Origin of the sequence: Actinoallomurus sp. CA-150999, assembly GCF_050942425.1 — a bacterium.
Classification (GTDB): Bacteria; Actinomycetota; Actinomycetes; order Streptosporangiales; family Streptosporangiaceae; genus Actinoallomurus.
Genome location: NZ_CP192063.1, coordinates 4,124,494 through 4,151,036, shown reverse-complemented (window position 1 = coordinate 4,151,036; position 26,543 = coordinate 4,124,494). Strand labels below are relative to the sequence as shown.

General features: G+C 70.2%; 27 protein-coding genes. 12 read left to right on the top strand and 15 right to left on the bottom strand.

Annotated features, from left to right (window positions below; genetic code table 11):
* Positions 1-210: 210 nt before the first annotated feature.
* Positions 211-558, bottom strand: a complete 348-nt coding sequence (locus tag ACQP2O_RS19475) for a YbfB/YjiJ family MFS transporter (protein WP_433186830.1) — start codon at positions 556-558, stop codon at positions 211-213.
* Between the two features lie 110 nt (positions 559-668).
* Here ACQP2O_RS19475 and ACQP2O_RS19470 point away from each other — a divergent pair, with 110 nt between their 5' ends.
* The 4 genes from ACQP2O_RS19470 (at position 669) to ACQP2O_RS19455 (ending at position 4,325) form a co-directional block, all read left to right on the top strand.
* Positions 669-1,073, top strand: coding sequence for a recombinase family protein (locus ACQP2O_RS19470; protein ID WP_433186827.1), 405 nt, complete (start codon positions 669-671; stop codon positions 1,071-1,073).
* A gap of 80 nt (positions 1,074-1,153) precedes the next feature.
* Positions 1,154-2,032 carry an ABC transporter substrate-binding protein gene (locus tag ACQP2O_RS19465; RefSeq protein ID WP_433186824.1) on the top strand — a complete coding sequence of 293 codons (879 nt, stop codon included), beginning with the start codon at positions 1,154-1,156 and terminating at the stop codon, positions 2,030-2,032.
* A 317-nt stretch (positions 2,033-2,349) separates the two neighbouring features.
* Complete coding sequence (locus ACQP2O_RS19460; protein WP_433186821.1) at positions 2,350-3,240, top strand: NAD(P)H-binding protein; 891 nt, start codon at positions 2,350-2,352, stop codon at positions 3,238-3,240.
* Between the two features lie 485 nt (positions 3,241-3,725).
* Complete coding sequence (locus ACQP2O_RS19455; RefSeq protein WP_433186818.1) at positions 3,726-4,325, top strand: TetR/AcrR family transcriptional regulator; 600 nt, start codon at positions 3,726-3,728, stop codon at positions 4,323-4,325.
* A gap of 43 nt (positions 4,326-4,368) precedes the next feature.
* Here the strand turns inward: ACQP2O_RS19455 and ACQP2O_RS19450 are convergent, their stop codons facing one another.
* The 4 genes from ACQP2O_RS19450 to ACQP2O_RS19435 form a co-directional block, all read right to left on the bottom strand.
* Complete coding sequence (locus tag ACQP2O_RS19450; RefSeq protein WP_433186815.1) at positions 4,369-4,779, bottom strand: VOC family protein; 411 nt, start codon at positions 4,777-4,779, stop codon at positions 4,369-4,371.
* A gap of 94 nt (positions 4,780-4,873) precedes the next feature.
* Entirely contained in the window at positions 4,874-5,401 is a 528-nt protein-coding gene (locus tag ACQP2O_RS19445; RefSeq protein WP_433186812.1) for a GNAT family N-acetyltransferase, read from the bottom strand.
* A gap of 159 nt (positions 5,402-5,560) precedes the next feature.
* The gene (locus tag ACQP2O_RS19440; protein ID WP_433186809.1) at positions 5,561-6,523 is read right to left on the bottom strand and encodes a MerR family transcriptional regulator; all 963 of its coding nucleotides are present in this window, start codon (positions 6,521-6,523) and stop codon (positions 5,561-5,563) included.
* 98 nt (positions 6,524-6,621) lie between these two features.
* Entirely contained in the window at positions 6,622-7,434 is an 813-nt protein-coding gene (locus tag ACQP2O_RS19435; protein WP_433186806.1) for an AraC family transcriptional regulator, read from the bottom strand.
* A gap of 176 nt (positions 7,435-7,610) precedes the next feature.
* Between ACQP2O_RS19435 and ACQP2O_RS19430 the strand changes: the two genes are divergently transcribed.
* The 3 genes from ACQP2O_RS19430 (at position 7,611) to ACQP2O_RS19420 (ending at position 9,386) form a co-directional block, all read left to right on the top strand.
* Complete coding sequence (locus ACQP2O_RS19430; RefSeq protein WP_433186804.1) at positions 7,611-7,988, top strand: nuclear transport factor 2 family protein; 378 nt, start codon at positions 7,611-7,613, stop codon at positions 7,986-7,988.
* Between the two features lie 117 nt (positions 7,989-8,105).
* On the top strand, positions 8,106-8,486 hold the full coding sequence (locus tag ACQP2O_RS19425; RefSeq protein ID WP_433186801.1) for a nuclear transport factor 2 family protein: 381 nt from the start codon (positions 8,106-8,108) through the stop codon (positions 8,484-8,486).
* 42 nt (positions 8,487-8,528) lie between these two features.
* Positions 8,529-9,386 (top strand): DUF72 domain-containing protein, encoded by an 858-nt coding sequence (locus ACQP2O_RS19420; protein WP_433186799.1) that lies wholly within the window; start codon positions 8,529-8,531, stop codon positions 9,384-9,386.
* 11 nt (positions 9,387-9,397) lie between these two features.
* Here the strand turns inward: ACQP2O_RS19420 and ACQP2O_RS19415 are convergent, their stop codons facing one another.
* Positions 9,398-10,240 carry a thioesterase domain-containing protein gene (locus ACQP2O_RS19415; RefSeq protein WP_433186796.1) on the bottom strand — a complete coding sequence of 281 codons (843 nt, stop codon included), beginning with the start codon at positions 10,238-10,240 and terminating at the stop codon, positions 9,398-9,400.
* Between the two features lie 85 nt (positions 10,241-10,325).
* On the opposite strand from ACQP2O_RS19415, the gene ACQP2O_RS19410 reads away from it, so the two are divergent.
* Positions 10,326-13,046 carry an L-tyrosine/L-tryptophan isonitrile synthase family protein gene (locus ACQP2O_RS19410; protein WP_433186793.1) on the top strand — a complete coding sequence of 907 codons (2,721 nt, stop codon included), beginning with the start codon at positions 10,326-10,328 and terminating at the stop codon, positions 13,044-13,046.
* A gap of 25 nt (positions 13,047-13,071) precedes the next feature.
* A complete protein-coding gene (locus tag ACQP2O_RS19405) occupies positions 13,072-14,346 on the top strand; it encodes an MFS transporter (RefSeq protein ID WP_433186791.1) in 1,275 nt (424 codons plus the stop codon).
* Here the strand turns inward: ACQP2O_RS19405 and ACQP2O_RS19400 are convergent.
* Together ACQP2O_RS19400 and ACQP2O_RS19395 are read right to left on the bottom strand one after the other, a co-directional pair.
* Positions 14,335-15,414 (bottom strand): alpha/beta fold hydrolase, encoded by a 1,080-nt coding sequence (locus ACQP2O_RS19400; RefSeq protein ID WP_433186788.1) that lies wholly within the window; start codon positions 15,412-15,414, stop codon positions 14,335-14,337. The two genes, ACQP2O_RS19405 and ACQP2O_RS19400, sit on opposite strands and share 12 nt — an antisense overlap.
* A gap of 17 nt (positions 15,415-15,431) precedes the next feature.
* On the bottom strand, positions 15,432-16,970 hold the full coding sequence (locus tag ACQP2O_RS19395; protein WP_433186785.1) for an amino acid adenylation domain-containing protein: 1,539 nt from the start codon (positions 16,968-16,970) through the stop codon (positions 15,432-15,434).
* A 120-nt stretch (positions 16,971-17,090) separates the two neighbouring features.
* Here ACQP2O_RS19395 and ACQP2O_RS19390 point away from each other — a divergent pair, with 120 nt between their 5' ends.
* From ACQP2O_RS19390 to ACQP2O_RS19380, 3 genes are all read left to right on the top strand, one after another.
* Entirely contained in the window at positions 17,091-18,368 is a 1,278-nt protein-coding gene (locus ACQP2O_RS19390; protein ID WP_433186782.1) for an ATP-grasp domain-containing protein, read from the top strand.
* Positions 18,369-18,423: 55 nt separating this feature from the next.
* Positions 18,424-19,053, top strand: coding sequence for a phospholipid scramblase-related protein (locus ACQP2O_RS19385; protein ID WP_433186779.1), 630 nt, complete (start codon positions 18,424-18,426; stop codon positions 19,051-19,053).
* A 206-nt stretch (positions 19,054-19,259) separates the two neighbouring features.
* The gene (locus ACQP2O_RS19380; RefSeq protein WP_433186776.1) at positions 19,260-20,069 is read left to right on the top strand and encodes an SAM-dependent methyltransferase; all 810 of its coding nucleotides are present in this window, start codon (positions 19,260-19,262) and stop codon (positions 20,067-20,069) included.
* Between the two features lie 40 nt (positions 20,070-20,109).
* On the opposite strand, the gene ACQP2O_RS19375 is transcribed toward ACQP2O_RS19380, so the two are convergent.
* The 7 genes from ACQP2O_RS19375 to ACQP2O_RS19345 all read right to left on the bottom strand — a co-directional run bounded on the left by ACQP2O_RS19375 (position 20,110) and on the right by ACQP2O_RS19345 (position 26,541).
* Positions 20,110-20,862 (bottom strand): methyltransferase domain-containing protein, encoded by a 753-nt coding sequence (locus tag ACQP2O_RS19375; RefSeq protein WP_433186773.1) that lies wholly within the window; start codon positions 20,860-20,862, stop codon positions 20,110-20,112.
* A gap of 45 nt (positions 20,863-20,907) precedes the next feature.
* A complete protein-coding gene (locus ACQP2O_RS19370) occupies positions 20,908-21,732 on the bottom strand; it encodes a hypothetical protein (RefSeq protein ID WP_433186771.1) in 825 nt (274 codons plus the stop codon).
* Positions 21,733-22,077: 345 nt separating this feature from the next.
* Positions 22,078-22,749, bottom strand: a complete 672-nt coding sequence (locus ACQP2O_RS19365) for a GntR family transcriptional regulator (RefSeq protein ID WP_433186768.1) — start codon at positions 22,747-22,749, stop codon at positions 22,078-22,080.
* A 370-nt stretch (positions 22,750-23,119) separates the two neighbouring features.
* On the bottom strand, positions 23,120-23,830 hold the full coding sequence (locus tag ACQP2O_RS19360; protein ID WP_433186765.1) for an ABC transporter ATP-binding protein: 711 nt from the start codon (positions 23,828-23,830) through the stop codon (positions 23,120-23,122).
* Positions 23,814-24,623, bottom strand: a complete 810-nt coding sequence (locus ACQP2O_RS19355; RefSeq protein WP_433186762.1) for an ABC transporter ATP-binding protein — start codon at positions 24,621-24,623, stop codon at positions 23,814-23,816. The genes ACQP2O_RS19360 and ACQP2O_RS19355 overlap by 17 nt, the downstream gene beginning before the upstream one ends.
* Positions 24,623-25,627: a branched-chain amino acid ABC transporter permease gene (locus ACQP2O_RS19350; protein WP_433186759.1), complete on the bottom strand. Its 1,005-nt coding sequence runs from the start codon at positions 25,625-25,627 to the stop codon at positions 24,623-24,625. Before ACQP2O_RS19350 ends, ACQP2O_RS19355 begins: the two co-directional genes overlap by 1 nt.
* 20 nt (positions 25,628-25,647) lie before the next feature.
* Entirely contained in the window at positions 25,648-26,541 is an 894-nt protein-coding gene (locus ACQP2O_RS19345; protein WP_433186757.1) for a branched-chain amino acid ABC transporter permease, read from the bottom strand.
* Between the last annotated feature and the right edge of the window lie 2 nt (positions 26,542-26,543).

Genomic DNA, 26,543 nt, shown 5'->3' with positions numbered 1-26,543 from the left:
TACTCGGACAGAAGCTCTCCGTCCAGGCTCCGACACTCTCGCCGGCATCGTCCCGGGTATTTGACTGGCGACGCCGGTGGCCCGCGCTTCTTTTTTCTGCCGCCGTCCTCGGGGTGGGCAAAGTCCGGCCGTTGTGCTCGCGCGGGCGGGCGAGCAGGATTCGGAGATTACCGACCGTGCGGGTGATCTCTTCGTTCGGGCTCGCCGGTGTCAGGTGCGGGTCTCGGCGAGGCGCCGCGCCCGGCCGGAAGGCGTACGGTCCCCGGCGAAGGCGATCGCGGCCCCAGCGACGCGCAGGATCGCGGTCCACGCCAGCGTGGCCTCGGTGGAGGTGTGGTCGGCGATCGCGCCGGCGATCCACGGCCCGGCGGTCTGGCCGATCGCGAACACCGTGGTGGAGGCCGCCAGGGTGGCGGTCCAGTCGGCGGGCGGGACGTGGCGTCTGACGAGGGTGGTGATGGCGGCGGGGACGCCCATGAACGTCGCCCCGTAGATCAGCGCGGAGGCCAGGATGACCCGCCGGACTGGACGGGCCGTGAACCTCGCCGGTTCTGTCAAGGCCGCCTTGGCCGCTGGATGGCCACCATGGCGATGTCCCGGTCCGGCGCCATCTCGCCCGGCGCACCGCTCGCCGTGGCCGTCACCCTGTTGCGCCCCGGCGGCGAATCATGGTGACCAGCGCCGCACCTCCCGATGGCTCGCTGCTGGAGGGTTCGCTCGGCGAAAATCCGCCGCAGCCCGAACCGGTCGCACCGACCGGGGCGTTGATCGGCTACGCCCGCGTCTCCACCGGCGGGCAGCGCCTGGACCGCCAGATGCACGCCCTCACCGAGGCCTGCTGCATCCGGATCTTCGCCGACAAGAAATCCGGCAAGAACATCGAACGCGAGGAACTGTGGAAGGCGCTGGACTATCTACGCGCCGGCGACACACTCGTTGTGCCGTCCCTGGACCGGCTCGGCCGCTCCCTGCAGAACCTGATCGCGATCGTCTCCGAGCTGCGAAAGCGCGGCGTCCACCACGATCATCACCGCGCCAGTTCCCGGCCCTACCGCCAACCACGGTTCCGTTGATCCCCGGGGCGGTATACCGTCCCGGTCCGGCTGACGGCCGGACCGCATCCGATACATCGTCACCTCAAAGGAAAGCGTTCATGCACACGATCGATCTCACCTACGTCGAGCGGGGCCCGCACGAGGAACTGGTCACCTACATCGCCGACCAGGAGGACTACTACGCCGACGAGGGCGTCCACGTCGCGCTGCGCGACGGCTGCACTTGGGACGCGGAGCGGCTGCGGCGCGGCGCCACCATCGGGCTCGGTCGGACACTGGTGTCCCGACTGGTTGATGGCATCCCCTGGGTGGCGCTCAATGTCAACACCGACCGCCCGCTGTTCTGGTTCCTTGCCCGCCCCGGCGTGACCTCGCTGGCCGACCTGGCCGGCCGGCGGCTGGCGGTACACCCTCCCCGCACCGGACCCGGGCGCTTCGCCCAGATCGTGCTGGGCCAGGCCGGCCTCGACCTGGACCGCGACGTCCAGACCGTCGTCCGCTGGCCCGGCGACTACGGCATGGATCTGCGCTGGCTGCGCGACGGTACGATCGACGCGGCCCTGGTCGGCAGCACCATGGCTCCGGAGGCGGTAGCCGCCGAGTATGGCTGGCACATGCTGGCCTTTGTCGGCGACTACTTCCAGATCCCCACTGTGGGCGTGGCCGTCGACCCCACCTACATCGACCCGGACGACCCCGCGGTCCAGGCCGTCGTACGAGCCCACCGGCGCGCCCTGCAGGTGATCCACAACGACCCCGACACCACGGTGCGGCACTTGCAGACGTTCCTCGGCCGACACACCGAGGACGAAGTCCGAGCTCACTACGAGGCGTTCATCGCACCGTATTTCACCGCCGACGGCCAAGCCGACCTCGCTGTCGGTGCCACCGCGATCACTGCGGTCGCCGCCGGACTCGGTGTCCCCGCCACCTTCACCGCAGCTGAGTTCTACCGCACCGCAACCACCACACCCTAGACAAGTCTGTCCGAATACGTTTAGTGGTCTTAGGCGGGCTGGACCGGCTGAGTCTTCCGGTGCGCGGCATCTCACTGCCACGGCTCGCGGCGCCGATCAGGACCGCCGCACTGAGGCGGGAGTCCATTCCCTGAGAAGCCATCCGCTTACCGATCAACGGGCTTGTCTGGTCGAACCGGGGTCCTGATCGGGGGGTCGCGGTGTGGTCGGTGCATGAAGGCCGACATCGCCGGCGCGGGTCGCTGGTGGAAGGCCGCGGCATAGTCGTAATCAGAGGCAGGCCGCGATCGACGGCGGCCCCGGACGGAGGAAAACCCATGTCTGAGAAGAACCACGCCACGGTGGCGGTCACCGGGGTGACCGGGGCGCTGGGCAGCCGGATCGCGGCCCGACTCGCCGACCATGGCGTCCCCCAACTCCTCGTCGGACGCAGCCCCGACCGCATGCCCGAACTGCCAGGCGCCGAGCGACGCGGTCCGGCCGCCTACGCCGACGCCTCGAACATGCGCAAGGCGCTCGAGGGCGCGTCGACCCTCATCCTGGTCTCCGGACACCGAACGGGGCGCCGACTGGAGGAACACGCCACCGCGGTCGAGGCCGCGAAGGCGGTCGGCGTGGACCGGGTCCTGTATGTGTCCCTTGTCAGCGCGGCGCCCGTCGCCACCTACATCAACGCCCGCGACCAGTGGCTGACCGAACAGTTCCTGGCAGGGGCCGGGATCCGCTACACGGTGCTCCGGGCGGGCTTCTACACATCGACGCCGGCCGCCCTCGCCAACGAGGAATTCGTCGTGAGCGGCCCCGCGAGCACCGGCCGGGCCGCCTTCGTCACCCACGAGGACATCGCCGACGTGATCACGACCGTGGCCCTCGACGAGGGTCCCCGCTCCGAGCACGACGGCGCGACCCTTGAGATCACCGGGCCCGAGGCCCTGACCCTCGACGAAGCCGTCACCCGGATCGCCGCGGCCACCGGTCGGCCCTACCGCTACGAAACCGAGACCCTTGAGGAAGCCTTCGCGCGGCGATGGCGACTGGGCATGAGCGGGGAACAGATCGAGACCTGGATCTCGTGGTACCAGGCGATCGAAAGAGGCGAGGTTTCCATGGTCACCGACGTCGTCCCCCGGCTCACCGGTTCACCGGCGACCCCGATCTCAGACGCAGCCTGGTGGCCCTCGCCGAACACCGCACGTGGTACCCGCTGATGCGTCTCAGCTCCGTCCGGTCGGCCGGGGCGGTGCGATGGGGCGTGGTGGAAGGCGTGGCTGGGTGTGCAGTGGCGTCTGCAGAGCCTGCGTCGGCGGTCCCGCGAACCGCCCGTACGCCGCCGCCTCATCATCAGTCAAGAACCCCACCGGCATAAGCCGCAAAGTACGACCGGCCAGTCGGTAACCAACCCAGAGCCACCGAACCGTTACAAAATCCGCGTCCCGCCCGACACCATCCGCATCGGAACGGCCAGCGACGATAAGAGACGTCCGCCGGGCTCCTTAACGTGACTGGCCGTTCGGTTGCTGCTCAAGCCCCGAGGCGGTGCCCAGGGCAAGCTGCGCGGCCCGCCACACCGCCGACCGTGCCGTGGGCCTCCTCGGCCCAGCGCGGAGATCCGGCATGACAGCCCCCCAGATCGAACCGGTCGGTACGACCTGGACGATAACAGTTGATCGAACCGAGCGGTACCATCTATGGCATGCCGGTCCCCAAGGGCTCGACGATCGACCCGGCGCGCACCCGCGCCGCCATCCTGGAAGCCGCCACCCCGATGCTGTACGAGCGCGGCCTCGACGGCATCGGTGTCGCCGAGCTGTGCACCCGCCTCGGCGTCTCCAAGGAGACGCTCTATCGACACTTCGGCACCAAGGACGGGCTCGTACAGGCCATGCTGGAGGCGCGCAGCGAGCGGGTGACCCGGTGGCTGGCCGAGGCCGTCGCGGCCGCCGGGCAGGACCCCGCCGACCAGCTCGCCGCGGTGTTCGACGCCCTCCAGCAGTGGTACGACGACCCGGTCTTCCGCGGCTGCGCGATGCTGAACGCGGCCGCCCAGCACCACGTCGAGGCCGTGCGCGCCATCACCGCGCGCCACCTGGACCGCTACCTCGAGCTCCTGACCGGCATCGCCGGGCGCGCCGGGGCCGCCGACCCGCACACCCTGGGACGGCAGTTGCTCATGCTCGTCGAGGGAGCGACCGTCGTCGCCGCGTATCAGGAGGCGTCCGGAGTGGGCGAGCACGCCCGCCAGGCCGCGCTCGCCCTCCTGTCCGCCGCCGCCCGAACCGGCCCTCAGGGCTGACCCGTCGGATCAGCGGCCGGCGGATACGGGAGCGCCGGTGCGACTACGCGGGCTGGCCGATGTTGACCATCCACGGGACGCCGAACCGGTCGACGCACATGCCGAACTCGTCGCCCCATGCCTGCTTCTCCAGCGGCATCGTGATCGTCCCGCCCGCGGACAACCTCTCCCAGTAGCCGCGCAACCGGTCGGCGTCGTCGCCGCTGAGGCTCAGCGAGACGCCCGTCATAGGCTGGTACTCCATCTCGCTGGGAACGTCGGCGCCCATGATCGTGTAACCGGCGTCGGTCTCGAGCATCGCGTGCATGATCCGGTCGGCGTCGGGTGAGTCGGCGGCGCCGAGGTCGGCGAAGGTGTTGGACATGAGGTTGCCGCCGAACACTCCGGCGTAGAACTCCATCGCCTGGCGGGCGTTGCCGTTGAAGCTGAGATACGGGTTCAGCCGAGAGGCCATGATTCCTCCAGAAACTGCGGGCTCTGGACGAGAGCCCGGTCGGCCGAGGCGGCGTGGGTGCGAGCCGCCCGGACACGCGCCCGCCCCGAGGGACTCAGGTGACGATGGCCCAGACCTGGACGTCGCGGTGCTCGCCGTCGAGGTGGAAGGCCTTGCGATGAGTGCCCTCGTGGGTGAAGCCGAGGCGCCGGGCAGCGGCGATGCTCGCCTCGTTACGAGGGTCGCACAACCACTCGACGCGGACCATCCCCCGTACGTCGATCGCCCAGTCGATGAGCACACGGCAGGCACGATTGATCAGCCCCCTGCCGCGTGCCTCCGGGGAGAGCCAGACGCCGAGTTCGCAGACGCCCTGGGCGGCGTTGAAGGTGCGGAAGATGACGCCGCCCTCCAGGGTGCCCGCGACGTACAGGCCGAAGATACGAGCGCCGTCGGCGGCCTGACGGTCGGCGTAACCCTGCAGGTAGGCGCGGGCCGACTCCTTGTCGACGACGGTGTACGCCCACGGGATCCACGGCTTGAGCGTGGCCCGTACCCGGTCCGCGTATGCGGCGAACTCGGCCGCCTGCCACGGCTCCAGCGGACGCAGTTCGGCGTCGTCTCCCAGCGATGTGCTCAGCATCCCGTCATCCCACCGGAGTCGCACGTACGACGACAAGTCAGGGCACCGTGGCGTTCATCCCAGGCTCCGGAACGAAGGTCGTTCCGGAGCCGCTCCACGTACTGCTCGCACACCCTCCGGGGTCAGGAAGGGATCGGCCGCTCAACCGACGGGATCGGCTCAGCCGACGGGATCGGCATGCAGCCAGCGCAGCACCTGCTGAGCGTGCTGGTCGGGCGGGAAGATCGGGTAGAAGACGTGCTCGATCCGTCCGTCGTGGATGACGAGCGTCAGGCGCTTGTAGAGCCGGGACCCGCCGGCGTGGAAGGTGGGCAGGTCGAGGGCGTCGGCGAGCCGGAAGCCGGTGTCGGACAGCATGGCGAAGGGCAGGTTGAGCCGGTCGACGACTTCGCGCTGGTAGTCGGTGTCCTGGCTGGACAGCCCGAACACGCTGTTCACGCCGGCCGCCCTCAGTTCGCCGTGGTGGTCGCGGAAGCCGCACGCCTCCGGTGTGCAGCCGCGGGCGCCGGGGATGGCGTCCCAGCCCTCGGGCAGATCGGTGTCCGGCCGGCCCGTGAGGGGGTAGCAGTAGAGGATCGAGCGGCCCGTCCGTCCGAGTTCGGCGAGGTCGATCACGTCGCCGGCCGTGCTCGGCAGCCGCAGGGAGGGGACGGCGAGACCCGGCAGGTGATCCGCCGCGCCGTCGTCCTGGGGCACCGGCAGGTCCGTCGGAATTCTGGTCCAGTCGTGCATGACAATCCTTTCGTCGGAGGGATCGCTCACCGCGCTGCCGCGGTAGGCGGCCTGTCGCAGGTGGTGGACGAGGAGGTCCCGCCGCGCGGTGAGCGCCTCGATCCGCGCGTTGAGATCCGTGATGGCCTCGCGGTAACCGGCCAGCGCGGCCGGGCAGTCGTCGGCGTGCTCCCGGCCGGATGCCAGACATTCCAGGAACGGCCGGGTCTGTTCGACCCGGAGCCCCAGTTCGCTCAGCGCACGTGCCTCACGGACGAGCCGGACATCGTGCTCGGAGTAATCCCGGTAGCCGTTGGGCAACCGCTCCGGCGTGATCAACCCCAACGATTCGTAGTACCGGACCGTCTTGGTGGTCACTCCGGCACGCCGGGCGAGCTGTCCGATCCTCACCACTGCCTACCTGCGAAGACGCTCGTGTCCTCCATGAGGACGAACCTAGACCTTGCCCTCGTGGGCAGGGTCAAGGGATCTCTCTGTCGGCAATGGGTTCAGGTCGGTGTCTTCTGCGTCTGGCGGAAGGTGCCGGGCGTGGTGCCGGTGTGACGGGTGAAGAACTTGCCGAAGTTGGTGGGGTCGGGGAAGCCGAGGCTGCGGCCGATGTCGGCGATGGGGGTGTCGGTGTAGGCGAGCAGGCGTTTGGCCTCCAGGATGACGCGGGCGTCGATGAGGTGCTTGGCGGGGTGGCCGGTGGCGGCGACGCAGGCACGGGTGAGGGTTTTGACGGTGTAGCCGAGGCGGGCGGCGTAGTGCTCGGCGGAGCGGGTGATGGCGTAGGAGCATTCGAGCTCGGCCTGGAACCGGTCGAAGAGTTCGTCGGTGGCGGATCCGACGCGGTGGACGTCCTCGGTGGGCAGCCGGTCGATCCGCAGGAGCAGGACGGCCAGCAGGTGGCGCAGCAGGGCGACGGACATCGCAGGTATGGGTGCGGAGCGTTCGGCGGCGATCTGGTCGATCGTGGCGGAGATCGCGGTGAGGTCGGGTTCGGCCGCCGGCCGGTAGGGGGAAGCGAGCCAGTCGGACAGGCGCGGCCCCGCACCGCCGAGTTCGGGCGGGAAATCGGCGGTGAACAGCACGACCGTGCCTTCGAGGTGACCGGGGAGGTGGAAGCGGTGGGCCTGGCCCGGTCGTATCCACAGCAGGGTGCCGGGCCGGGCGGGGTGCGGAACGAAGTCGATCTCGTGATGGCCGTTGCCGCCGGTGATCAGGATGAGGATGTGGAAGTCCGCCCGATGCGCTGAGGCCAGCATGTGGGCGGGGATCCGGCCGCTGATGTCGGCCAGCGTCACGACCTCGATCCCCACCAAGCGGCCGTCAGCCGGGCGATACCCGATCTGACGCACACCAACTTGTCGCCGATTGACCATGACTGATCTCCGATTCACCACGCTGACCTTTGTTCTTATTGTCGCAAGCGCAGCATGGGGTCGTAAGTAACCATGCCGTGCGCAATCCGAAGACCAAGGGCCGACGAGGCCAGATGAACGGATCGGAGAGCACGATGAACTCCAAGGACACGGTTCTGCAGGCGGCCGACGAACTGTTCGACAAGAAGGACCCCTCGGCGGTGGACCGCTGGGTCACGCCTACCTACCGACAGCACAGCTCCCTGGCCGCCGACGGGCCCGAGGCGCTGCGCGGCCTGGTCGCCTCCCTCGGCGACGACTTCCGCTACGAAGGCGCCCGGGTGATCGCCGACGGCGATCTGGTCGCCCTGCACGGCACCTACTACGGGTTCGGCCCGGACCCGCTGGTCGCCTTCGACCTGTTCCGCGTCGAGAACGGCAAGATCGTCGAGCACTGGGACGTCGTCGCCCCGATCCCCGACAGCCTTCCGCACGGAAACGGGCTGTTCTGATGAGCGCGACACCGGCCACGGACGCGCCGCCGAACTCCACACCGGCACCCTCACACCCGCCTTGCGCGGCGACGATCTCACCGCGCCACACCCGGCGCCCGACCCGCAAGGAGCACCATGAGCGACCCGGAGACCAACAAGGCCACCGCCAAGGCGTTCTACGACCTGATGTTCAACCAGAACCGACCCGCCGAGGCCATCGACCTGTTCGCGGGCGACACCTACATCCAGCACAACCCGCACGTCGCCGACGGTAAGCAGGCGTTCATCGAGTACTTCAACCGCATGACCGCCGAATACCCCGGCAAACACGTCGAGTTCAAACGCGCGTTCGCCGACGGCGACCACGTCATCCTGCACTGCCACCAGACCTGGCCCGACGAAGAGTACGCCGGCATCGACATCTTCCGCTTCGACCCCAACGGAAAGATCGTCGAACACTGGGACGTCCTCCAGAGCATCCCGAGCACCTCCAAGAACGACAACACCATGTTCTGACGGTGCCGCGGCGAGGGCGGGAATTTGGGTAGCGTCGCGTCCGTGCGGCTTCATGTGGGATGCGCGATGTGGACGCATGCGCCATGGCAGGGGCGTTTCCTGCCCCGGCGGCTGCCTCCTCAGGAGCGGCTGACGGCGTATGCGTCCTGGTGCAACGCGGTCGAGGGGAACACCACCTTCTACGCCATTCCGGCGAGAGACACGGTGCAGACCTGGGCGGACCAGACCGACCCGGACTTCCGCTTCGTGCTGAAGCTGCCCAGGTCGATCACGCACGAACGCCGCCTCGGCGACGTCGGCGCGGAGCTACGGTCGTTCCTGCACGCGATCGAACCGCTCGGGCCGCGCGCCCACACCCTGTGGATCCAGCTGCCGCCGGCGTTCGCCCCGGCCGACGTCGGAGTACTGGCGGGCTTCCTGCGCCGGCTCCCGTCTTCGCACCGGTACGCCGTCGAGGTCCGTCACCCCGCGTTCTTCGAGAACGAGAGCGCCGCGCGGCTCCTCGAGAAGGCGCTCGCCGGCGCCGGGGCGGAGTGGATCCCCTTCGACACGACGACCCTCTTCCAGACCCCGCCGACGAGTGACGTGGAACGGGACGCGTGGACGAAGAAGCCGCGCGTGCCGCGCCGTACGGTCGCGCTCACCGACCGTCCCATCGTCCGGTACATCGGCCGGGACTCCGCCGACCGTACGGTCGAGGGCTGGCGGGGATGGGCCGGCCAGGTCGCCCGGTGGCTGCGCGAAGGCCGTTCGCCGACCGTGTTCATCCACACGCCCGACAACGCCGACGCGTTGTCGCTCGCCCGCCGGTTCCACGAGGACGTACGGGCGCGGCTACCCGAGGTCGAGCCGCTGCCCGAGCCGATGCGGGCACCGGAGGAGCCGCCGACCCTCTTCTGACCGGCGGCCCGTCACGACTCGGCCGCGAGCGCGCGGCCGAGCGTCCGGGCGAGGAGGGGGTGGTGGAGGAGTTCGCGCGTCGTCTCGGCGTCGATGAGGCACAGTGCCGGGTCGGCGAGCAGCGGCAGCCAGTAGTCCCGGACCCGGCGGTCGTCTCTCGTCTTGGCGAAGATGTGGACCGGGCCGTCGTAGGGCCGGGGTTCGTAGTGCTCCTGGGCGAAGACGGTGGCGGCCCAGAGGACCTGCAGCCGGTAGAAGTCCTCCGGCCGGACCTCTGGTTCGTAGAGGGTGATGCGCGTCTTCATCTCCTCGAGGACGCGGGGAAGGTCCGCGACCCGGTCTTCGAGGCCCCACGTGGTCCGCAGCCACCCGAGCCGGAACTCGTAGAGGTCGTTCATCCCCCAGCTCGGGTCGTACTCCGGCATCCCCGATGGCGGGTCCGCGAGTGCCAGGAGCGCGACCTCCGCGCCCTGGGCACGGAGCCGGTGCGCCATCTCGAAGGCGATCACGGCTCCGGTGCAGAGCCCGGCGAGGTGATAGGGGCCGTCGGGCTGGGCCGCCCGAAGCTCCCGTACGTAGCGTTCGGCGATCTCGGCGATCGAGACGGGTGGGCGAACACGGGTCCGGTAGCCGATGGCCTCGAAGCCGTGTACGGGACGGCCGGCGCGCAGGGACTCGGCGATGCGCCCGAAGAACTTGACGTGCCCGTTTCCGAGATGAACGCAGAACAGAGGTTCTCCGCGCCCTTCGGGGATGAGTGGGATCAGGCTGCCCGGCGCCGTCCACGTGCTGTCGCTGGTGCGCCAGACGTGGGCCACCATGTCGTCGGACGGCGGATGGTCTCCCTCGATCACTGGCGAACTCCCGTCTGGTGGCTCGGGTCGGGCATCACACGATCGCATTGACGTAGACGATCTTGTGCGGTTTGATCATTTTTCGATGAGCGGGCCGATCATGACCAGCGACGTCGCCCGTTGGGACCGACTCGCGGAGTTGATCCGTACGGCTCCCCTGCTCCGGCTGTACTGCGCGATGCTGCCGGACGGCGCCGCCGAGCCGGTACCCGCTCACCCCGGTCGAACGGCGGGCACCGTGGTCCTCGGCGTGACCGCCCTGACCGACGACGACGCCGGCCGGAGCGCCGTGCGCGAGATCGTCGAAGCACGCGACTCTCGTGAAGACGCACTGGAGCATTTCCTGGATCGTCTCGTGAGTCCGCTCGCCCGGGTCTTCCGGGCATGCCTGGACCACGGATTCCGCCCGCCCGGCCCGTCGAGCCTCGCCTATGAGCTGTCGTCCGGGCGCCGGGCGACCGGACGTGTCGTCGTGACGGACGCGACCGAACCACCGGATGCCCGAGACGTGCTGTCGGCGATCCGCTCCACCGTACGACGGCTGGGCGTCCTGTTCGCGACGGCGGGCATCGGCGGGGTCACCGAGCCCGTCGAGGTCGTTCGCGCGGCGGTCGACGCGCGCCTCGGCGCGGAGCTGCGGTTCTTGCGGCCCGAGTCCCACGCCGCGTTGAGCGGTGCGGAGAACGACCTGCTCCACACGGTGGATCCGCAGCAGCATGACGTGCTCACCGAGATCCTGCGGCGCGTCGCCGACCACGCGCGGCGCCGGCGCCTCGATCCGCGGGTACGCCGGCCCGCCGTGGTGCTCGATGTCGACCTGTGCGCTCTCGACCCGCGGCGGCGTACGGTCCACGCACTCCAGGTGGTGGCCGCGCCCCGGCCGGGCGCGCCGGACGGGATCACGGAGTTCACCACGCCGGATCGGTTCCCGGACCTCCCCACGTACCACGAGCCGACATGGGACCTGTTCGTCACCGGAGCGGGCCTGCGCGGCCGGTATCCGGACGTCGACTGGGACCAGGTGCTCGCGGAGTACCGCTGGGCGTTCTACCGGCCGTGGGAGCAGCTGAGCTGGGATGCCCCGGCCCCCGGGCTGTCGCGCTTCGTCTGGGACGTCCATGACGCGGGAGGGTGTGTCGTCTTCAACACCGCCCGGCGGCATCGCGTACGCGCGCCGACCGAGTACGCGCTGGCCCAGGCCGGCATCGTGCGCCCGCGGCTGCTGATGCTGCCCGACGACCGCGTGCGGCCCGTTCACGAGCTGAAGAGCGAGAACCTGCGTGCCCTGGCCGATCTCGAGGTCTTGGCGATCTTCGACGATCTCTGCGAGAACCGGCAGGCCATGGCCAAGGAACTGCCGTCCGCGCAGATGGTCGCCGTCGAGCTCCCGGGATTCGTCGCCGAGCGTCCGCCCGGCGGCAGAACAGGTGACGGGGCTCCGGTCGTCAGGACGTTCGAGACCGTCCCGCGCGGTCGCCTCATGGCCGGGCCGGCCCTGTCGCACACGCGGTCCCCGGCCGAGCTGCGGATCGGCGAGATGTCCGCTCACCCGGTCGCGGACGATCACGCCGTACGCCTGACGGCACCGGAGTCGCTGCAGATCGTCGACGCCCTGACGACGGCGGCGGACCACGCGGCGGAACAGACCGCGGAGAGCGCGGTGCGGCGGGGAACCGGATCGACGGTCGCGCTCGTGCATCACCTCCTCACCCGCAAACAGTTCCTCAAGGGCCCGCGCCGCCATTTCACCGAAGAGGCCGTCCGCCCGTTCGTGGAACGCGGAGCGCCGCTGCCGGTCGTGACCTGCGGGTTTCCCGTCAAGCTGCACTACAACGGCCTCAAGACGGCAGGGGCCCTGCCCGACCTGGCGGAGCTCGCGGCCCTCGTACGGCTCCGGGAACTCCAGCGCACCATCACGCACGTCTACCCGCCGGGTCTGCGGATCACCATCCTCACCGACGGCAACCACTACCGCTCGCGCCCGGCGGAGACGCTGCGGGCCTACCGGGAGAAACTCGAGGAGTACCTCCGTCTCGTCGGCGGCTCGGACGTCCTGGAGATCGTGGATCTGAACGACGTGGTCGCGGACCACCTCGGCCCGCTCAGGTCGCATCGCCGCATCCGGCGGATCGAGGAGTACGTCGGGCTGATCGAGACGGCACTGGCCGGGATCGACGTCACGAAGGCGCCGATCGAGGCGTTGGAGGAGGCGAGCCGGGCCTGCCGCGGGCTCATCGGCGACCGCCCCGACGGCACGCCGATCCTTTCCTTCTCCGCGTTGTTCCACTCGCTGGTCTACTCCGTGCACCTGCCGCCTTCCCCGGCTCGCACGAACTGGGCGAGGCAGCTCTACGCCGACGTCTTCGACGTCGTCGGTCCCGCCGCCGGTCCGCAGATCACCGCCGGCCGTCGCACCGTCCTCGCCACGGCGTGGCACGACACCGTCCGGTACCTGGCGGTGATGCAGGTGGACGGCGAGTTCGACTGCGACGACACGGCGTTCTTTCCCGGGCGGGTCCGGCTGACGCCCAACCCGCGGCCGGGCAGCCTCGGGTTCTCCTACCTCGGCGGTTCGTGCGTGCTGCCCTGGCACGGGGTGGGTGTGGTCGACGCCGGTGGGATCGTGTCGATCGACTACGCGGTCTCTCTTTCCGACCAAGGGTTCGTCCCCGTCTTCTCACCTCTGCTGAGTTCGACACAGCCGTGGTTCATGACGCCGGTAACCTCCACCCGCCTCGTGGATCGGTGCCGGGGCAACGAACTCGACGCCGCATTCCGCACCGCTGTACGGCTACGCCGGCAGTGACCCGATTCGCCGCGCAGGAGTCTCGATGGCCAGCATCCCCGCCGGACGGTTCAGCAGGCTCTGGGCCGCCGTTCTGCCGGACCCCGGGCCGGCCAGGCTGCTGGCCCTGACCTCCCTACTCGGCAGCTTCGGCTTCGGGCTCTACCAGTCCGGCAGCGCCATCTATTTCGTCCGGTCGGCCGGAATGGCGGAGAACCGGGTCGGACTGGGGCTGTCCCTGGCGGGCCTGGCCGGACTGCTGTTCGGCATCCCGATCGGGCAGCTGGCGGACCGGCACGGACCGCGCACGACCGCCATCGCGATGTCCGTGCTCAAGGCGGTGCCCCTGGCGGCCTTCCCCTGGATTCACGCGTACTGGCAGTTCCTGCTGGCGGTCGCCGTCTTCGGCATCGCGGACGGCGGCTGGAGTGTCGCGAACGAGGCGATAATCGCCGGCGCCATCTCCGGCTCGTCCCGCATCCGCGCCTCCGCCTATCTGCGCAGCGTGTTCAACGTGGGAATCACCGCGGGGGCGTTCTGCGCGGGCCTCGCGCTCACGGCCGACACGCGTACGGCCTACCTCGCGCTGTTCTGGGGGTGCGTCCTCGCCTCGCTGACGACCGCCGTGTCCTATCTCCGGCTGCCGAAACCGCCCGGTGTCCCTCCCGGCGAAGCCCCGGTACGCGGGCTGCGCGCGGTCCGGGACCTGCCGTACCTGGCCGTGGCGCAGATCAGCAATGTGACGCTGCTGAGCGACACCGTCCTCTTCGTCGGACTGCCGCTGTGGCTGGTGTCGGGGACGTCGGCGCCGCGCTCACTCGCCGCCTGGCTCGTGGCGCTCAACACGCTGCTCGTGGTCGGGCTGCAGGTCCGTGCGGCACGGTCGGCGGAGACTCTGGCGGGAGCCGTGCGAACGCAACGGTGGGCGTTCTGTGCCCTCATCGCCATGTGCCTGCTCGCCGGACTGGCCGGACATTTCTCGGCCTGGCCCGCGAGCGGCCTGCTCGTGGTGAGCGTCGTGGCGCTCACCGCCGGTGAGATGTGGGGGCAGGGCTCTCGGTGGGCGCTGCGTTTCGGCTTCGCGCCGGCCGGTGCCCAGGGCCAGTACGGAGCGGCGTTCCGGCTCGGGCAGGTGGGTCCCCGGGTGCTGGGGCCGGTCACCGTCACCGCGCTGACCAGCCGATGGCATTTCGGAGGCTGGCTCGTCCTCGCCGCCGTCTTTCTCGCGGCACTCGCCGCGGGCCGCCCGGTGATCTCGTGGGCGGAACGGACCCGCGCCGAGCCCAGCGACGCGCCGCAGCGCGTCGGTTCACGCCAGTAGACCCCGGAGAACGTCGCCGAACCGCTGCTCCTGCAGCAGCCCCAGTGTCGTCACGGCCTCCAGCCGGATCACGTCGGCCTGCGGGGCCCGGGCCCGCCAGTAGGCCGTCACGTCCTGATTGCCGTACATGCAGACGGTGATCGGACCGTCGTACGGCCGGGGGTCGTAGTGTTCCTGGGCGAACAGGATCGCGGCCCACAGGACGGTGCGCCGGTAGAGGTCCTCGGGTTTGAGCTCCTCTTCGAACCACGTGAGGTCCGTCAGCTTGCGCACGACCTCGGGTGCGTCGCCCGGCCCGCCCAGCCCGAACCGGCTGTGCAGCGTGCCGAGAAGGTACTGGAAGAGGTCGTTCAGCCCCAGGCCGGGGTCGAGCTCGGGCACCGGAGGTCCGGCCAGGACGAGGGTGTGCACGTCCTCGCCGGCGGCGCGGAGTCGCTGAGCCATCTCGTACGCGATCAGCGCCCCTGAGCAGAATCCCGTCAGGTGGTACGGCCCCTCGGGCTGGACCGTCCGCAGCTCCCGCAGGTACTGCTCCGCGGTCTCCGCGATCGTGAGAAATGGGCGGACGGCCGCCTTGATGCCGGGCATCTCGAAGCCGTAGACCGGACGTCCGGCGCGCAAGGTCTCCGCGATCGGCGTGAAGAACCGGACGTGACCGGTGCCGACATGAACGCAGAAGAGCGGCTCACCCTGACCGTCGGGCAGCAGGGGAACCAGCGCGGGAGGCGCCGTGGCATCCCAGGGCGTGGCGCTCGTGCGCCAGGTACGCGCGACCAGGTCACCGAGCGCCACCGGATCCGCCGCCGGCGCGTCGTCCGCAGGGGTCAGAAACCCCGCGAGGTCCGCGGGCGTCGGATGTTCGAAGACGTCCAGCACCTTCACCCGCACGCCCGCCTTGCGCGCCTGAGCGACGGCCTCGACGACCAGAAGTGAGTAACCTCCGAGGTCGAAGACGTTGTCGTCCGGCCCGACCTCGACGTCGAGAATGTTCTGCCAGATGTCGATGAACAGCTTTTCGACCTCATCCCGCGAAACGGCGGGTGAGGTGTCGGTCACCGACCCGGACATAGGTCTCCCTTTCAAGGTCAACGCCGTCCGGACCCGGCCAGTCCGTCCAGGGCGCGCCGGTCGAGTTTCCCGGAGGGCGTCAACGGCAGTGCCGCCACGGTCACGTAGCGGTCCGGCACCATATGGCGCGGCAGCATCGCCGCGGCGTGACGACGCACCGCCGCCGTGACGGAGTCCTCGCGAGGGACGACGCACGCGACGAGGAGCCGGGCCCCGGCGCGGGTCGTGACCACGGTCACCGCGGCGTCACGGACCTCCGAGCACCCTCTCAGCACCGATTCGATCTCGCCGAGCTCGACGCGGAAACCACGCAGCTTCACCTGCTGGTCGGCGCGTCCGACGTACTCGAGCTCGCCGTCGACGGACCGGCGTGCGAGGTCACCGGACCGGTAGAAACGGCGACCTTCGAACGTCACGAAACGTTCCGCGGTCAGCTCCGCCCGGTCGAGATATCCGGCGGCCACGCCCGCACCGGAGATCCACATCTCCCCCGGCTCGCCCGGCGGGACCGGCCGCCCCTCCTCGTCACGCAGCTCGACCGTGAGGTGCGGCAGCGGGACACCGATCGGCGATCGCGCCGGTCCGGTCATGGCCTGCTCGTCGAGCAGCTTGAAGGTCACATGCACGGTGGTCTCCGTGATCCCGTACATGTTGACGACCGTCGGCCGCCGTTCCTCCGGGAACTTGGCCACGAACTTCCGGAGCACCTCGAGGTCCACGCTCTCGCCGCCGAAGATGACGTATCGGACCTCCAGCGCCGGCCGATCGGCCTCGTCGAAGGCCAGGTCGAGATAGCGGAAGACCGAGGGCACCTGGTTGAGAACGGTGACGCGCTCCCGGATCAGAAGGTCGAGGAAGTCCTCGGGCGAGAGCGCGGCGTGCTGCGGCACGATGACGACCGTGCCTCCGGTCGCCAGCGCGCCCCACAGCTCCCAGACCGAGAAATCGAAGCTGGTCGAGTGGAACAGCGCCCAGCGGTCCCGGCGATCCACCTCGAACAAGGGCAACGCGGCCTCGAGGAGGGCCAGGACGTTGCCGTGCGTGACCACGCATCCCTTCGGCCGCCCGGTCGACCCCGAGGTGTAGATGACGTACGCGGTGTCATCCCGTTCCATCACCCGGTCCACGGACCCGGCGGCGCCGTCCGCAGTGGTGGGCACGGCCTGATCCGCACTCAGCCCGCACTTCACCGCGTGGCCGCGGTCCCCGACGGCGAATCGGAGGCCGGCGTCCGCGGCCATGGTCTTCAGGCGCGCCTCCGGGTAGGCCGGATCAAGCGGGACGTAGGCCGCACCGGCCTTGAGGATCCCGAGGATTCCGATCACGACGGCGGCGGAGCGGTCGGTCTGCAGGCCGACGAGTTCACCGCGCCGCACACCGCGCGCGACGAGCCGGGACGCGACCGCCTCCGCCGCCGCGTCGAGCTCGGCGTAGGTGAGCGACGTGCCCTGGTCGATCACCGCGACGGCGGCCGGCCGGGTGGCGCAGATCGCTCGGAACAGGTCCGGCAGGGAAGCGGCCTGCGGTACGGGCATCAACGGCCGATCGCCGAACACGAGCGGATCATGGTGATCACCCTCCCAAGAAGCGATCTTTCGATCAAGCGGAACACACGCGGTCCCCTCGTGATCAAGTACGGTCCGACGCAGCCGGTGGCCGCCTACGGAGGAGGAGACATGCCGAACCTGGTCGTCGTGTACGACGAGGGGTCCGCCAGCCCGATGGAGATCCGCACCGGTCTCGCCCGGCTGGGGGACGTCACCTTCGTTCTGCCGCCCTCGGCCCACAACGACCGTCTCGCACCGCTGCTCCGTGAACTCGGCGACGTCGTCCCCGTTCCCGACGCCGAACCGGCCGCGATCGACGAGGTGGCACGGCTGAAGCCCGACGCGGTGCTGACCTTCAGTGAACGCAGAGTGCGGCTGACCGCCGCGCTCACCGAGCGATTCGGACTCCCCGGCCACCGGAAGACCACCGCCGTCCTGCTCACCGACAAGTCCCTCCAGCGGGAACGCCTCCGGGGCACCGGCGTCGACCCCATCCGGAGTGCCACGCTCACCGGCCCAGAGGATTGGCCGCGAGGTGTCCGGGACGTCGGCCTGCCCGCCGTCCTCAAGCCGTTGATCGGCGAAGGCAGCCGCAGCACCTACCTCATCGAGGACGAGGCGGATGGGCTGCGCACGATGCGGGAACTGCCGGGCCCCATGGTGCTCGAACAGTACCTGCGAGGCCGCGACAGTGGTCCGTTCGGGGATTACGTGTCGGTGGAGAGCGTGACCTCCCATGGCCGCGTGTCACATGTCGCGGTCACCGGAAAGTACCCGCTGCTCCCGCCGTTCCGGGAGACCGGCGCCTTCTGGCCGTCCAGCCTGTCGTCGGCCGAATGCGCCGCCCTTTGTGAGCTCGCCGGCAAGGCGCTGGAAGCGCTCGGCATCGACTCGGGGGTCACGCACACCGAGATCAAGCTCACCGGCGACGGGCCGCACATCATCGAGGTCAACGGCCGTGTGGGCGGCCATCTCACCGAGTTGTACCTCCGCGCCATGGGCCTGGACCTGGTGGAGCTCGCCGGACGGACCGCGCTGGGAGAAGACGTCGGCCGCCACCCGGCTCCCGCGACGAACGACGTGTTCTTCCAGTACTTCAACCCGGCCCCTCGCCAGGCCGCGAAACTGGCCGCGGCGCATGGGGCCGCGGAAGTCCGCAGGCTCCCGGGAATCGCCGCGTACCGCCGCCTCATCCAGCCCGGCGAGATGGTCACGGACACCGTGATGACCCAACGCCTCGACATCATCTCCGGATCGGCGCCCGATCATCAGATCATGTTCAAGATCTTGGATGACGCGTGTACCGCGCTGAGCTTCACTTTCGAGACCGCTTCCGGCACCGCGCGGATTCGCGCGAGCGAGCTGCGCGATCACGGGGATGACATCCGCACCACATCCGGTCACTGAGGTCCGCGCGACGGCCCGAACGCCCTCCGACGATGAACGAGTCGGAGAGTCCAAGATGATGCACGCCGACCTGCCAGACGGACAATTAAGCGAGGCATACTCAGTGAGTATGGACGTGCTCTTCGATTCCCCGGTCGTACGGGTGCGGCAGCCTGGAAAGATTCTGCCCACCCAGGCGAAATACGAGATCTTTGACGACAGGCGCAACCGCCTGGCGTCCGCCACCGAAACCGACAAGCGCACGCGTCTCCAAATACTGAAGGCGACGCTGCCCACCACACCGCCGGCGAACGCCCGGATCCTCACGGTCACGGCGGCCGGCGAAGACCCGATCCTGCTCCTGACCCGGCATCCGGACGGGCGGCTCAGCGAGGTGCATCAGCCGGACGGCGGCCTGGTCGGCCGGATCCTCGCGACCGGGACCACCCGCCATTACAGCCTCACCGACGACCGCGAGCAGGTCGTGGCGGAGATCGTCGGGGAGTTGTCGCTCAAGCATTTCAACGTCACCGGGTCCTCGGGCGCGCGGATCGCCCACCTGAGCAAGACCTGGGCGGGGCCGGTCAAGGAATGGCTCACGCCGGCCGACAACTACAAGGTGACGTTCACCGGCCCCGCACCCGAGCCGGCCCGCACGCTGATCGTCATGACGGCGATCGTGCTCGACCTGGCACTGTACGAATAGGGGCCTTCGACGCGTTTTTGGCGGCCTCGTCCGCGAAATAATACGATTCGTAAGCCACGGAGGGCATGCGGCCTATATAACGGCAGATCAGTGATCTTGATCCGCAATTCGCCAGATGTGGCAACTTACCGCAAATAGCGGCGTTTGGGACGGTGTGGGCCTACGGTGTGATCGATGCCCGTGACCACTGCGCCAGGAGAGTCTTCATGACCGACGGCACTTCCCCGTCACGGCCGGCTGCGAAGATCGACACGTCCCGGCCGCATTCCGCCCGGATCTGGAACTACTGGCTCGGCGGCAAGGACAATTACCCGGTGGACCGCCAGGTCGGCGACGAGATCGAGCGGCTCCATCCCGGCATCATCACGTACGCGCTGGCCGACCGGGCGTTCCTCGGCCGCGCGGTGCGATACCTCGCGGAGGAGGCGGGGACCCGCCAGTTCCTCGACATCGGCACCGGCCTGCCCACCGTCGACAACACCCATGAGGTCGCCCAACGGGTCGCGCCGGAGGCCCGGATCGTGTACGCCGACAACGACCCTCTCGTCCTCGTCCACGCCCAGGCCCTGCTCACGAGCGCCCCCGAGGGCAGCACCGACTACGTCGACGCCGACCTGCACGACCCGGACGCGATCGTGACCGCCGCCGCCAAGACCCTGGACTTCGACCGGCCGATCGCGATCATGCTGCTGGGCATCGTCAACTTCATCGCCGACCTCGACGAGGCGTACGCGATCGTCCGGCGGCTCATGGACTCCGCACCGGCCGGCAGCCACCTGGCCATCTCCCACACCACGTACGGCCCGGCGATGGACGCCGCCGTGGAGTACTGGAACCGTTTCGGCACGCCGAAGCTGACCCAGCGCACGCCCGAGCAGATCGCGGCGTTCTTCGACGGGATGGACCTGCTGGAGCCGGGCGTCGTGTCCTGCTCGCGATGGCGGCCCGAGGCGGAGCCGTGGGGCGAGCCCGAGGAAGTGGCCCTCTTCTGCGGACTCGCCCGCAAGCGCGCGTGACCGGATGACGCCTCACGGCCTCCGGCCACGGTGACGGCGCTCAGGGTCTCCGGGCGGCCGCCACGAACATCGGGACCGCGAGGAGCATCCGGTCCGCCCGGGCGCGTTCGGTCTGCTCGGCGATCCAGGCGTCGGCCCGCTCGCCCGCGATCGCGCCCGTCGCCTTCGCCGCCTGGGCGAGCCCGTCGAGCATCGGCAGCATCGCCGTACCGGTGAACACCGCGGTCCGCACCTCGACGGTGACGTCCGCGAACCCGGCGTCGAGCAGCAGGTTCCGGTAGCGGCGGGCCACGCGCGGAGCGGGGATCGTGGCGGACCGCGCCTGAACGATGGTCCGGGTCAGCACCGGGTCGGCGGAGTCGATGATGAAGGCGTCCCAGTCCTGGCCGATGAGCACGACGCGCCCGCCCGGCGCGAGCACTCGCCGGGCCTCGGCGGCGGCGCGGTCCGGGTCGTCGAGCTCGTGGTAGACCTTGTCCGCTCGATAACCCGCGAGTTCGCCGTCGCCGAACGGCAGCTCGTAGGCGTCCGCGAGGCGGACGTCGACTCCGGGCCACCGCCGCCGCGCCACCGCCACCATCCGCTCACTGGCGTCGAGGCCGACCGCCTTCGCCCCGCGTTCGGTCAGCTCCACGACGGCTCGGCCCGCGCCGCACCCCACGTCGACGACCAGAGCGTCCGAGATCGGCTGGAGGAGCTCGTACGAGCGGGCCCGCAGGTCGGCGGCGCCGGGCATGGCGTCGGCCGTGTCGAGACGGCGGATGAGGGCGTCGATGTCAGAGTTCGTGGACATGCGCGGCATCCTGCTGCTTCAAGCCGACTTGAAGTCAAGCCGCTCTCACCGGATCAGAGAGATCACCAGAACGGCGATCGTGGCGGCCACGTACAGCGCGACGGTGGCCGCCACGGCCCTGGACCGGCGCCGCGGCGCCCAGCCGAGGGCGCCGAGCAGCACCGCGAGGGCGGGCAGGACGAGGACCGCGTGCAGGGTGATGCCGTGCACCCACTTGAGCGATCCGGCGGTGTCGTACGCCTCCTGCCGGTGCCCCGACCGGATCAGGACCTCACCCTTGGCGATCATCGCCGCGCCGGTCGCCAGCCCGACCATGAGCAGCCCGAAGCCCGCCCGCAGCGCCAGCCGCAGATCCGCCGGGCCGCTCGTCCGGCCCCGGAACGCCACGACCGCCAGGGTGCCGAGCACCGCGATGAGGACCGCGCCGCCGACGGCGAGGCTCATCGCGATCACCGTGCTCAGCGGCGTCTCGGTGTTGAAGTGCGAGGGGACGTGCCGCCATGCCTGCACCGTGATGCCGGCGACCTCCAGCACGCAGTCGGCCGCGAAGACGCCGAGGAGCCAGGCCCGCACGCGCGGGCGCAACGTCAGGTACGACGCGACCCACATGATCGTGATCAGGGTCAGCCCGAACGACAGACCGAACGTCGTCGGCTTGCGCCAGGACACCGGCCCCTCCCACGGCCCGCCCCGGACCAGGAACACCCCGAAGTGGAAGACCCCCGAAGCGATCAGCAGGGCCCCGATGAGCAGACAGGCGCGCTCGATCCGGCGCAGACCCGCCCACCGGCGGCGGACCCGGCCGGTGTTCTTCGCGCCTCGGATGGTCAGGGCCGTCCTCGCCGTCCGGGCGCTCGATGGAGCTGTCATGATGCCTCCCGTTCGCTCCCTGAAGGATGGCGGGAGGGCCGGCGGCCGGTCATCGGGCGGGAAGATGCAGCGACGCTGCGCCGACCACGGTAGGCCGCCGATGCACCGCCTACTCCCCGGGGAGTACGCCGTGGCGCTCCGCCGCGTGCGGAATCGCCGGCTTTCCGGGCCGTACGATGCTGTGGATCTCCCGGTCCCCGCGCGGGTCAGCTCCCGATCCCCGCGGGAGTCAGCTCCCAGTCCGCGCGCGGGTCAGCTCCCGGTCCCCTCGGGGGTCAGCTCCCAGTCCGCGCGCGGGTCAACATCCGATCCCCGCGCGAGCCGGCCGCCGATCCCCCGTGGAGGTCAGCTGCCGGTCCCGTTGGCGGGGCCGGCCCAGATGCCGCGGACGTGGCGCAGGTGGTGGCGCATCAGCGCCTCGGCGCCGCCGACGTCGCCGCGGGCGACCACGTCGAGCAGGTCGAGGTGCTCGCGCGCCGAGGGCAGCAGCTCGCCGCGCTCGGCCAGCTTCGGCACGCCGTACAGCCGGGAGCGGTGGCGAAGCTCGCGCACGACCTCGACGAGCTGCGCGTTGCCGGTCAGGGCGAGCAGCTCCAGGTGGAAGGTCTGGTCGGCCTCGATGTAGCCGAGGATGTCGCGGCGTTCGGCGGCGTCGACGATGGCCTCGGCGAGCGGCCGCAGCTTCTCGACCCCGGCGGGGGACGCGGCGACCCGGCCCACGGTCGGGACTTCGATCAGCGCGCGGATCTCGGTGATGTCGTCGAGGTCGCGGTCGGACAGCTCGGTGACCCGGAAGCCCTTGTTCCGGACCACGGTGACCAGGCCCTCTTTGACCAGGTCGAGCATCGCCTCGCGGACCGGGGTCGGTGAGACTCCGAACCGCTCGGCCAACGCCGGCGCGGAGTACACGACGCCCGGCCGCATCTCCCCGGCCACGAGCGAGGCACGCAACGCCTGCGCGATCTGCTCGCGGACGTTCTGCCGCGCCCCCAGCTGCGGCAGGTTCAGCTCACTCATGCCCCGTCCTTCCTATGACGGCCCCGGCGACGAGACGATCCTCCCAGGCCCGTACCGGCGCGAATGCACGGCCTCCGGCGCTCGCGCCACCACGTATGCCTCTACGAGCGGCACCCGCTCGCCGGTTCCCGGCCACACCGTTCGCCACCGCCTGGCTTCACTCGTTCGCCACCGCCCGGCCGCACCCATTCACCGCCGCCGGGCCACACCCCACCACCGCCTGGCCGCACCCGCTCATCACCGCCAGGCCACACCTCACCACCTCCCGGCCGCACCCGCTCACCGCCACACGACGGCACCCGCTCGCCGCCGCGCCGTCGCGGCCGGCTCGGGCGAGCCGGCCGCGACTCCGCGGCGCGCGGGGAGGGACTCACGTGACGCCGCCGAGGTAGGCCTCGACCACGCGGGAGTCGGCGGCCAGGTCGGCCGCCGGCCCGTCGAGGACGCAGCGGCCGTTCTCGAGCACGTAACCGCGATGGGCGATCTTCAGCGCGGCCTTGGCGTTCTGCTCGACGAGCAGCACCGACGTGCCGGCCTCGTTGATGTCGCGGATGACGTCCATCACCGCCGCGACGATCAGCGGTGCCAACCCCATCGACGGCTCGTCGAGCATGAGCAGTCGGGGGCCGGCGACGAGCGCGCGGCCGATGGCGAGCATCTGCTGCTCGCCGCCGGACAGGGTGCCGCCGTGCTGGTCGCGCCGCTCGGCCAGCTTGGGCAGCAGGGCGTACGACCGGTCGACGCGGCGGGCCAGTTCCTTGGCGTCGCGCACGAGGTAGCCGCCGAGCAGCAGGTTCTCGTGCACGGTCAGGGTGCTGAAGATCCGGCGGCCCTCCGGGACGTGCACCAGACCCCGGCCGACGATCTTGGGCGCGGATTCGCGGGTGATGTCCGCGCCCTCGTACGCGATCCGCCCGGCGCCCGGCCGGACGAGGCCGGAGACGGCCGACAGTGTCGTCGTCTTGCCGGCGCCGTTGTTGCCGAGCAGCGCGACGATCTCGCCCTCGCCCACGGTGAGCGACATCCCGCGCAGGGCCTGGACCCCGCCGTAGCTCACCTCCAGGTCACTCACCTCGAGCACCGCTGACCTCCTCTCTCGCCGCTTCGACCTCCGCCTCGTCGGCGTCCCGCCCGAGGTACGCCTCGATCACCGCCGGATCGCCCCGGACCTCCTGGGGCGGCCCGTCGGCGATCTCCTTGCCGAAGTTGAGCACGACCACCCGGTCGGAGACCTCCATGACCAGGCCCATGTCGTGCTCGATCAGCGCGATCGCGATGCCGAGGTCGCGGATCCGCCGGATGAGGTCGAGCAGTTCGGCCTTCTCTCCGTGGTTCAGGCCGGCCGCGGGCTCGTCGAGCAGCAGCAGCTTCGGGCGCCGGGCCAGCGCGCGGGCGATCTCGACCCGGCGCTGCTCACCGTACGGCAGGTTCCGGACGAGGCCGGTCCGGTCGCCGCGCAGCGAAACGAAGTCGAGCCACTTGTTCGCCTCCTCGGTGCCTTCGCGCTCGCTGCGGCGGTACCGGGGCGTGTGCAGCAGCGCGTCGACGACCCGCTGCCGCAGCCACAGGTGCGTGCCGGCCCGTACGTTGTCCAGCACGGACATCTCGCCGAACACCCGCAGGTTCTGGAACGTCCGCGAGACGCCCTTCCCGGCGATCAGCGACGGCCGCCGCCCGGTGACGTCCGCGCCGTCGATCAGGATCCAGCCCGCTGTGGGCTTGTAGAACCCGGTGACGCAGTTGAACGCCGACGTCTTGCCCGCGCCGTTCGGGCCGATCACCGAGACGATCTCGCCCGCGCCGACCTTGAAACTGAGCCCGTCCACGGCGAGCACGCCGCCGAAGGACAGCCGCAGGTCCTCGACTTCCAGCATCACCGCTCCCTCGATCGATGGGGCCACAGGCCCTGCGGACGGGCGATCATGACGATGATCAGCAGGACGCCGAAGGCGAAGAACCGGTAGTCGGCCAGGCCGCGCAGCACCTCCGGCAGGAGGCTGATCACGATCGCGCCGAGCACCACGCCGGGCGTCGAGCCCATACCGCCGAGCACGACCGCCATCAGCACGAGCGCCGACTGCAGGAACGTGAAGCTCGCCGGGGAGATCGCCGACAGCTGCGCGGCGAACAGCACGCCGGCCAGGCCGCCCCAGACGGCGCCCGCGATGTAGGCGGCGAGCTTCACCTTGTAGGTGTTGATGCCCATCGCCTCGGCGGCGTCCTCGTCCTCGCGGACGAACCGCCAGGCCCGGCCGATGCGGGACCGGCCGAGCCGGGCCGCGAGCAGCACGGCCACGGCGACGATGACCAGCACGGCGTAGTAGAAGACCACCGGGTCGGACGTCGCGTCGCCGAACAGGCCTGGGATGCCGTAGATGCCGGACGGGCCGCCGGTGATGCTCAGGTTGTTGGCGGTGATCCGGATGATCTCCCCGAAGCCGAGCGTCACGATCGCCAGGTAGTCGCTGCGCAGCCGCAGCGTCGGCCCGCCGATGATGACGCCCGCGAGCACCGTCACGACGATCACCGCCGGGATGGTCGCCAGCAGCGGGAGTTTCAACTCGGTGGACAGCACCCCGCTGGTGTAGGCGCCGACCGCGAAGAACGCGGCGTACCCGAGGTCGAGCAGGCCGCAGTAGCCGACGACGATGTTCAGCCCGACCGCGAGCATGACGAACACGACCGCGCTGGTCATCACGTCCATCGCGTACGGCGTGGCGATGATGAACGGCGCGAGCAGCCCGATCGCCAGGCCCGCCCAGCCGAGGTGGCGGCTCTCCAGGAATCGCGTGACGAACGTCGGGCCCCGGCCCTTCACCGGTTTGACCGGCGGGTCCTGCACGGCGGCGCCGTTACCCGCGCCGTTGCCGGCGCTCACGCCCGCTCCCTCGCCCGCGCTCATACGCGTTCCGTCACACGTTCGCCGAGCAGGCCGGTGGGCCGCACGGTCAGGAACAGGATCAGGAAGCCGAACGCGAAGACGTCACGCCACTGCCCGCCGACGAAGTGGGTGCCGAACGACTCCAGCAGGCCGAGCAGGAGGCCGCCGAGCATCGTGCCCGGGATGTTGCCGATGCCGCCGATGACGGCCGCGGTGAACGCCTTGAGCCCGATGATGAAGCCCATCAGGAAGTCGATCTTGCCGTAGTAGCCGCCGGCCATGACGCCCGCCGCCCCGGCGAGCGCCGAGCCGATGAAGAACGTCCGCGAGATGACCTTGTCGACGTCGATGCCCATGAGCAGGCACGCCTTCGGGTCGAGGGCGATGGCCCGCATGGCGCGGCCCTGGCGGGTCCGGGTGATCAGGACGTTCAGCGCGACCATGAGGACGACGGAGACCGCCATCAGGGCGATCTGCTGCCAGGTGATGCGCGCGCCCAGGACGTTCAGCGAGGTGCCGTCCAGCCGGACCGGGTAGACCTTCGGGTTCGGACCGGCGACGATGCGGGTGCCGTACTCCAGCGCGAACGACGCGCCGACCGCGGTGATCAGCAGGGACAGCCGGGGCGCGCCGCGCAGCGGGCGGTAGGCGATCCGCTCGATGACGACGCCGGACAGGCCGGTCGCCACCATCGTGAGGATCAGCACGACGAACAGGGCGACGAGCGAGGAGGACTTCACCAGCCCGCCCATCGCCCCGAGCATCGCGAACCCGCTGAACGCACCGAGCATGTACAGGTCGCCGTGGGCGAAGTTGAGCAGCTTGATGACGCCGTACACCATGCTGTAGCCCAGCGCGACCAGCGCGTAGAACGAGCCGACGAAGAGGCCGTTCCAGATCAGCTGTGACATTG

Coding starts and splice junctions, on each gene's coding strand:
- ACQP2O_RS19470 (WP_433186827.1), top strand. CDS start 669: ATGGTGACCAGCGCCGCACCTCCCGATGGCTCGCTGCTGGAGGGTTCG.
- ACQP2O_RS19370 (WP_433186771.1), bottom strand. CDS start 21,732: ATGACAGCTCCATCGAGCGCCCGGACGGCGAGGACGGCCCTGACCATC.
- ACQP2O_RS19410 (WP_433186793.1), top strand. CDS start 10,326: ATGAGCGGGCCGATCATGACCAGCGACGTCGCCCGTTGGGACCGACTC.
- ACQP2O_RS19445 (WP_433186812.1), bottom strand. CDS start 5,401: ATGCTGAGCACATCGCTGGGAGACGACGCCGAACTGCGTCCGCTGGAG.
- ACQP2O_RS19390 (WP_433186782.1), top strand. CDS start 17,091: ATGCCGAACCTGGTCGTCGTGTACGACGAGGGGTCCGCCAGCCCGATG.
- ACQP2O_RS19450 (WP_433186815.1), bottom strand. CDS start 4,779: ATGGCCTCTCGGCTGAACCCGTATCTCAGCTTCAACGGCAACGCCCGC.
- ACQP2O_RS19380 (WP_433186776.1), top strand. CDS start 19,260: ATGACCGACGGCACTTCCCCGTCACGGCCGGCTGCGAAGATCGACACG.
- ACQP2O_RS19345 (WP_433186757.1), bottom strand. CDS start 26,541: ATGTCACAGCTGATCTGGAACGGCCTCTTCGTCGGCTCGTTCTACGCG.
- ACQP2O_RS19385 (WP_433186779.1), top strand. CDS start 18,424: ATGATGCACGCCGACCTGCCAGACGGACAATTAAGCGAGGCATACTCA.
- ACQP2O_RS19430 (WP_433186804.1), top strand. CDS start 7,611: ATGAACGGATCGGAGAGCACGATGAACTCCAAGGACACGGTTCTGCAG.
- ACQP2O_RS19355 (WP_433186762.1), bottom strand. CDS start 24,623: ATGCTGGAAGTCGAGGACCTGCGGCTGTCCTTCGGCGGCGTGCTCGCC.
- ACQP2O_RS19400 (WP_433186788.1), bottom strand. CDS start 15,414: ATGTCCGGGTCGGTGACCGACACCTCACCCGCCGTTTCGCGGGATGAG.
- ACQP2O_RS19425 (WP_433186801.1), top strand. CDS start 8,106: ATGAGCGACCCGGAGACCAACAAGGCCACCGCCAAGGCGTTCTACGAC.
- ACQP2O_RS19375 (WP_433186773.1), bottom strand. CDS start 20,862: ATGTCCACGAACTCTGACATCGACGCCCTCATCCGCCGTCTCGACACG.
- ACQP2O_RS19455 (WP_433186818.1), top strand. CDS start 3,726: ATGCCGGTCCCCAAGGGCTCGACGATCGACCCGGCGCGCACCCGCGCC.
- ACQP2O_RS19365 (WP_433186768.1), bottom strand. CDS start 22,749: ATGAGTGAGCTGAACCTGCCGCAGCTGGGGGCGCGGCAGAACGTCCGC.
- ACQP2O_RS19465 (WP_433186824.1), top strand. CDS start 1,154: ATGCACACGATCGATCTCACCTACGTCGAGCGGGGCCCGCACGAGGAA.
- ACQP2O_RS19460 (WP_433186821.1), top strand. CDS start 2,350: ATGTCTGAGAAGAACCACGCCACGGTGGCGGTCACCGGGGTGACCGGG.
- ACQP2O_RS19405 (WP_433186791.1), top strand. CDS start 13,072: ATGGCCAGCATCCCCGCCGGACGGTTCAGCAGGCTCTGGGCCGCCGTT.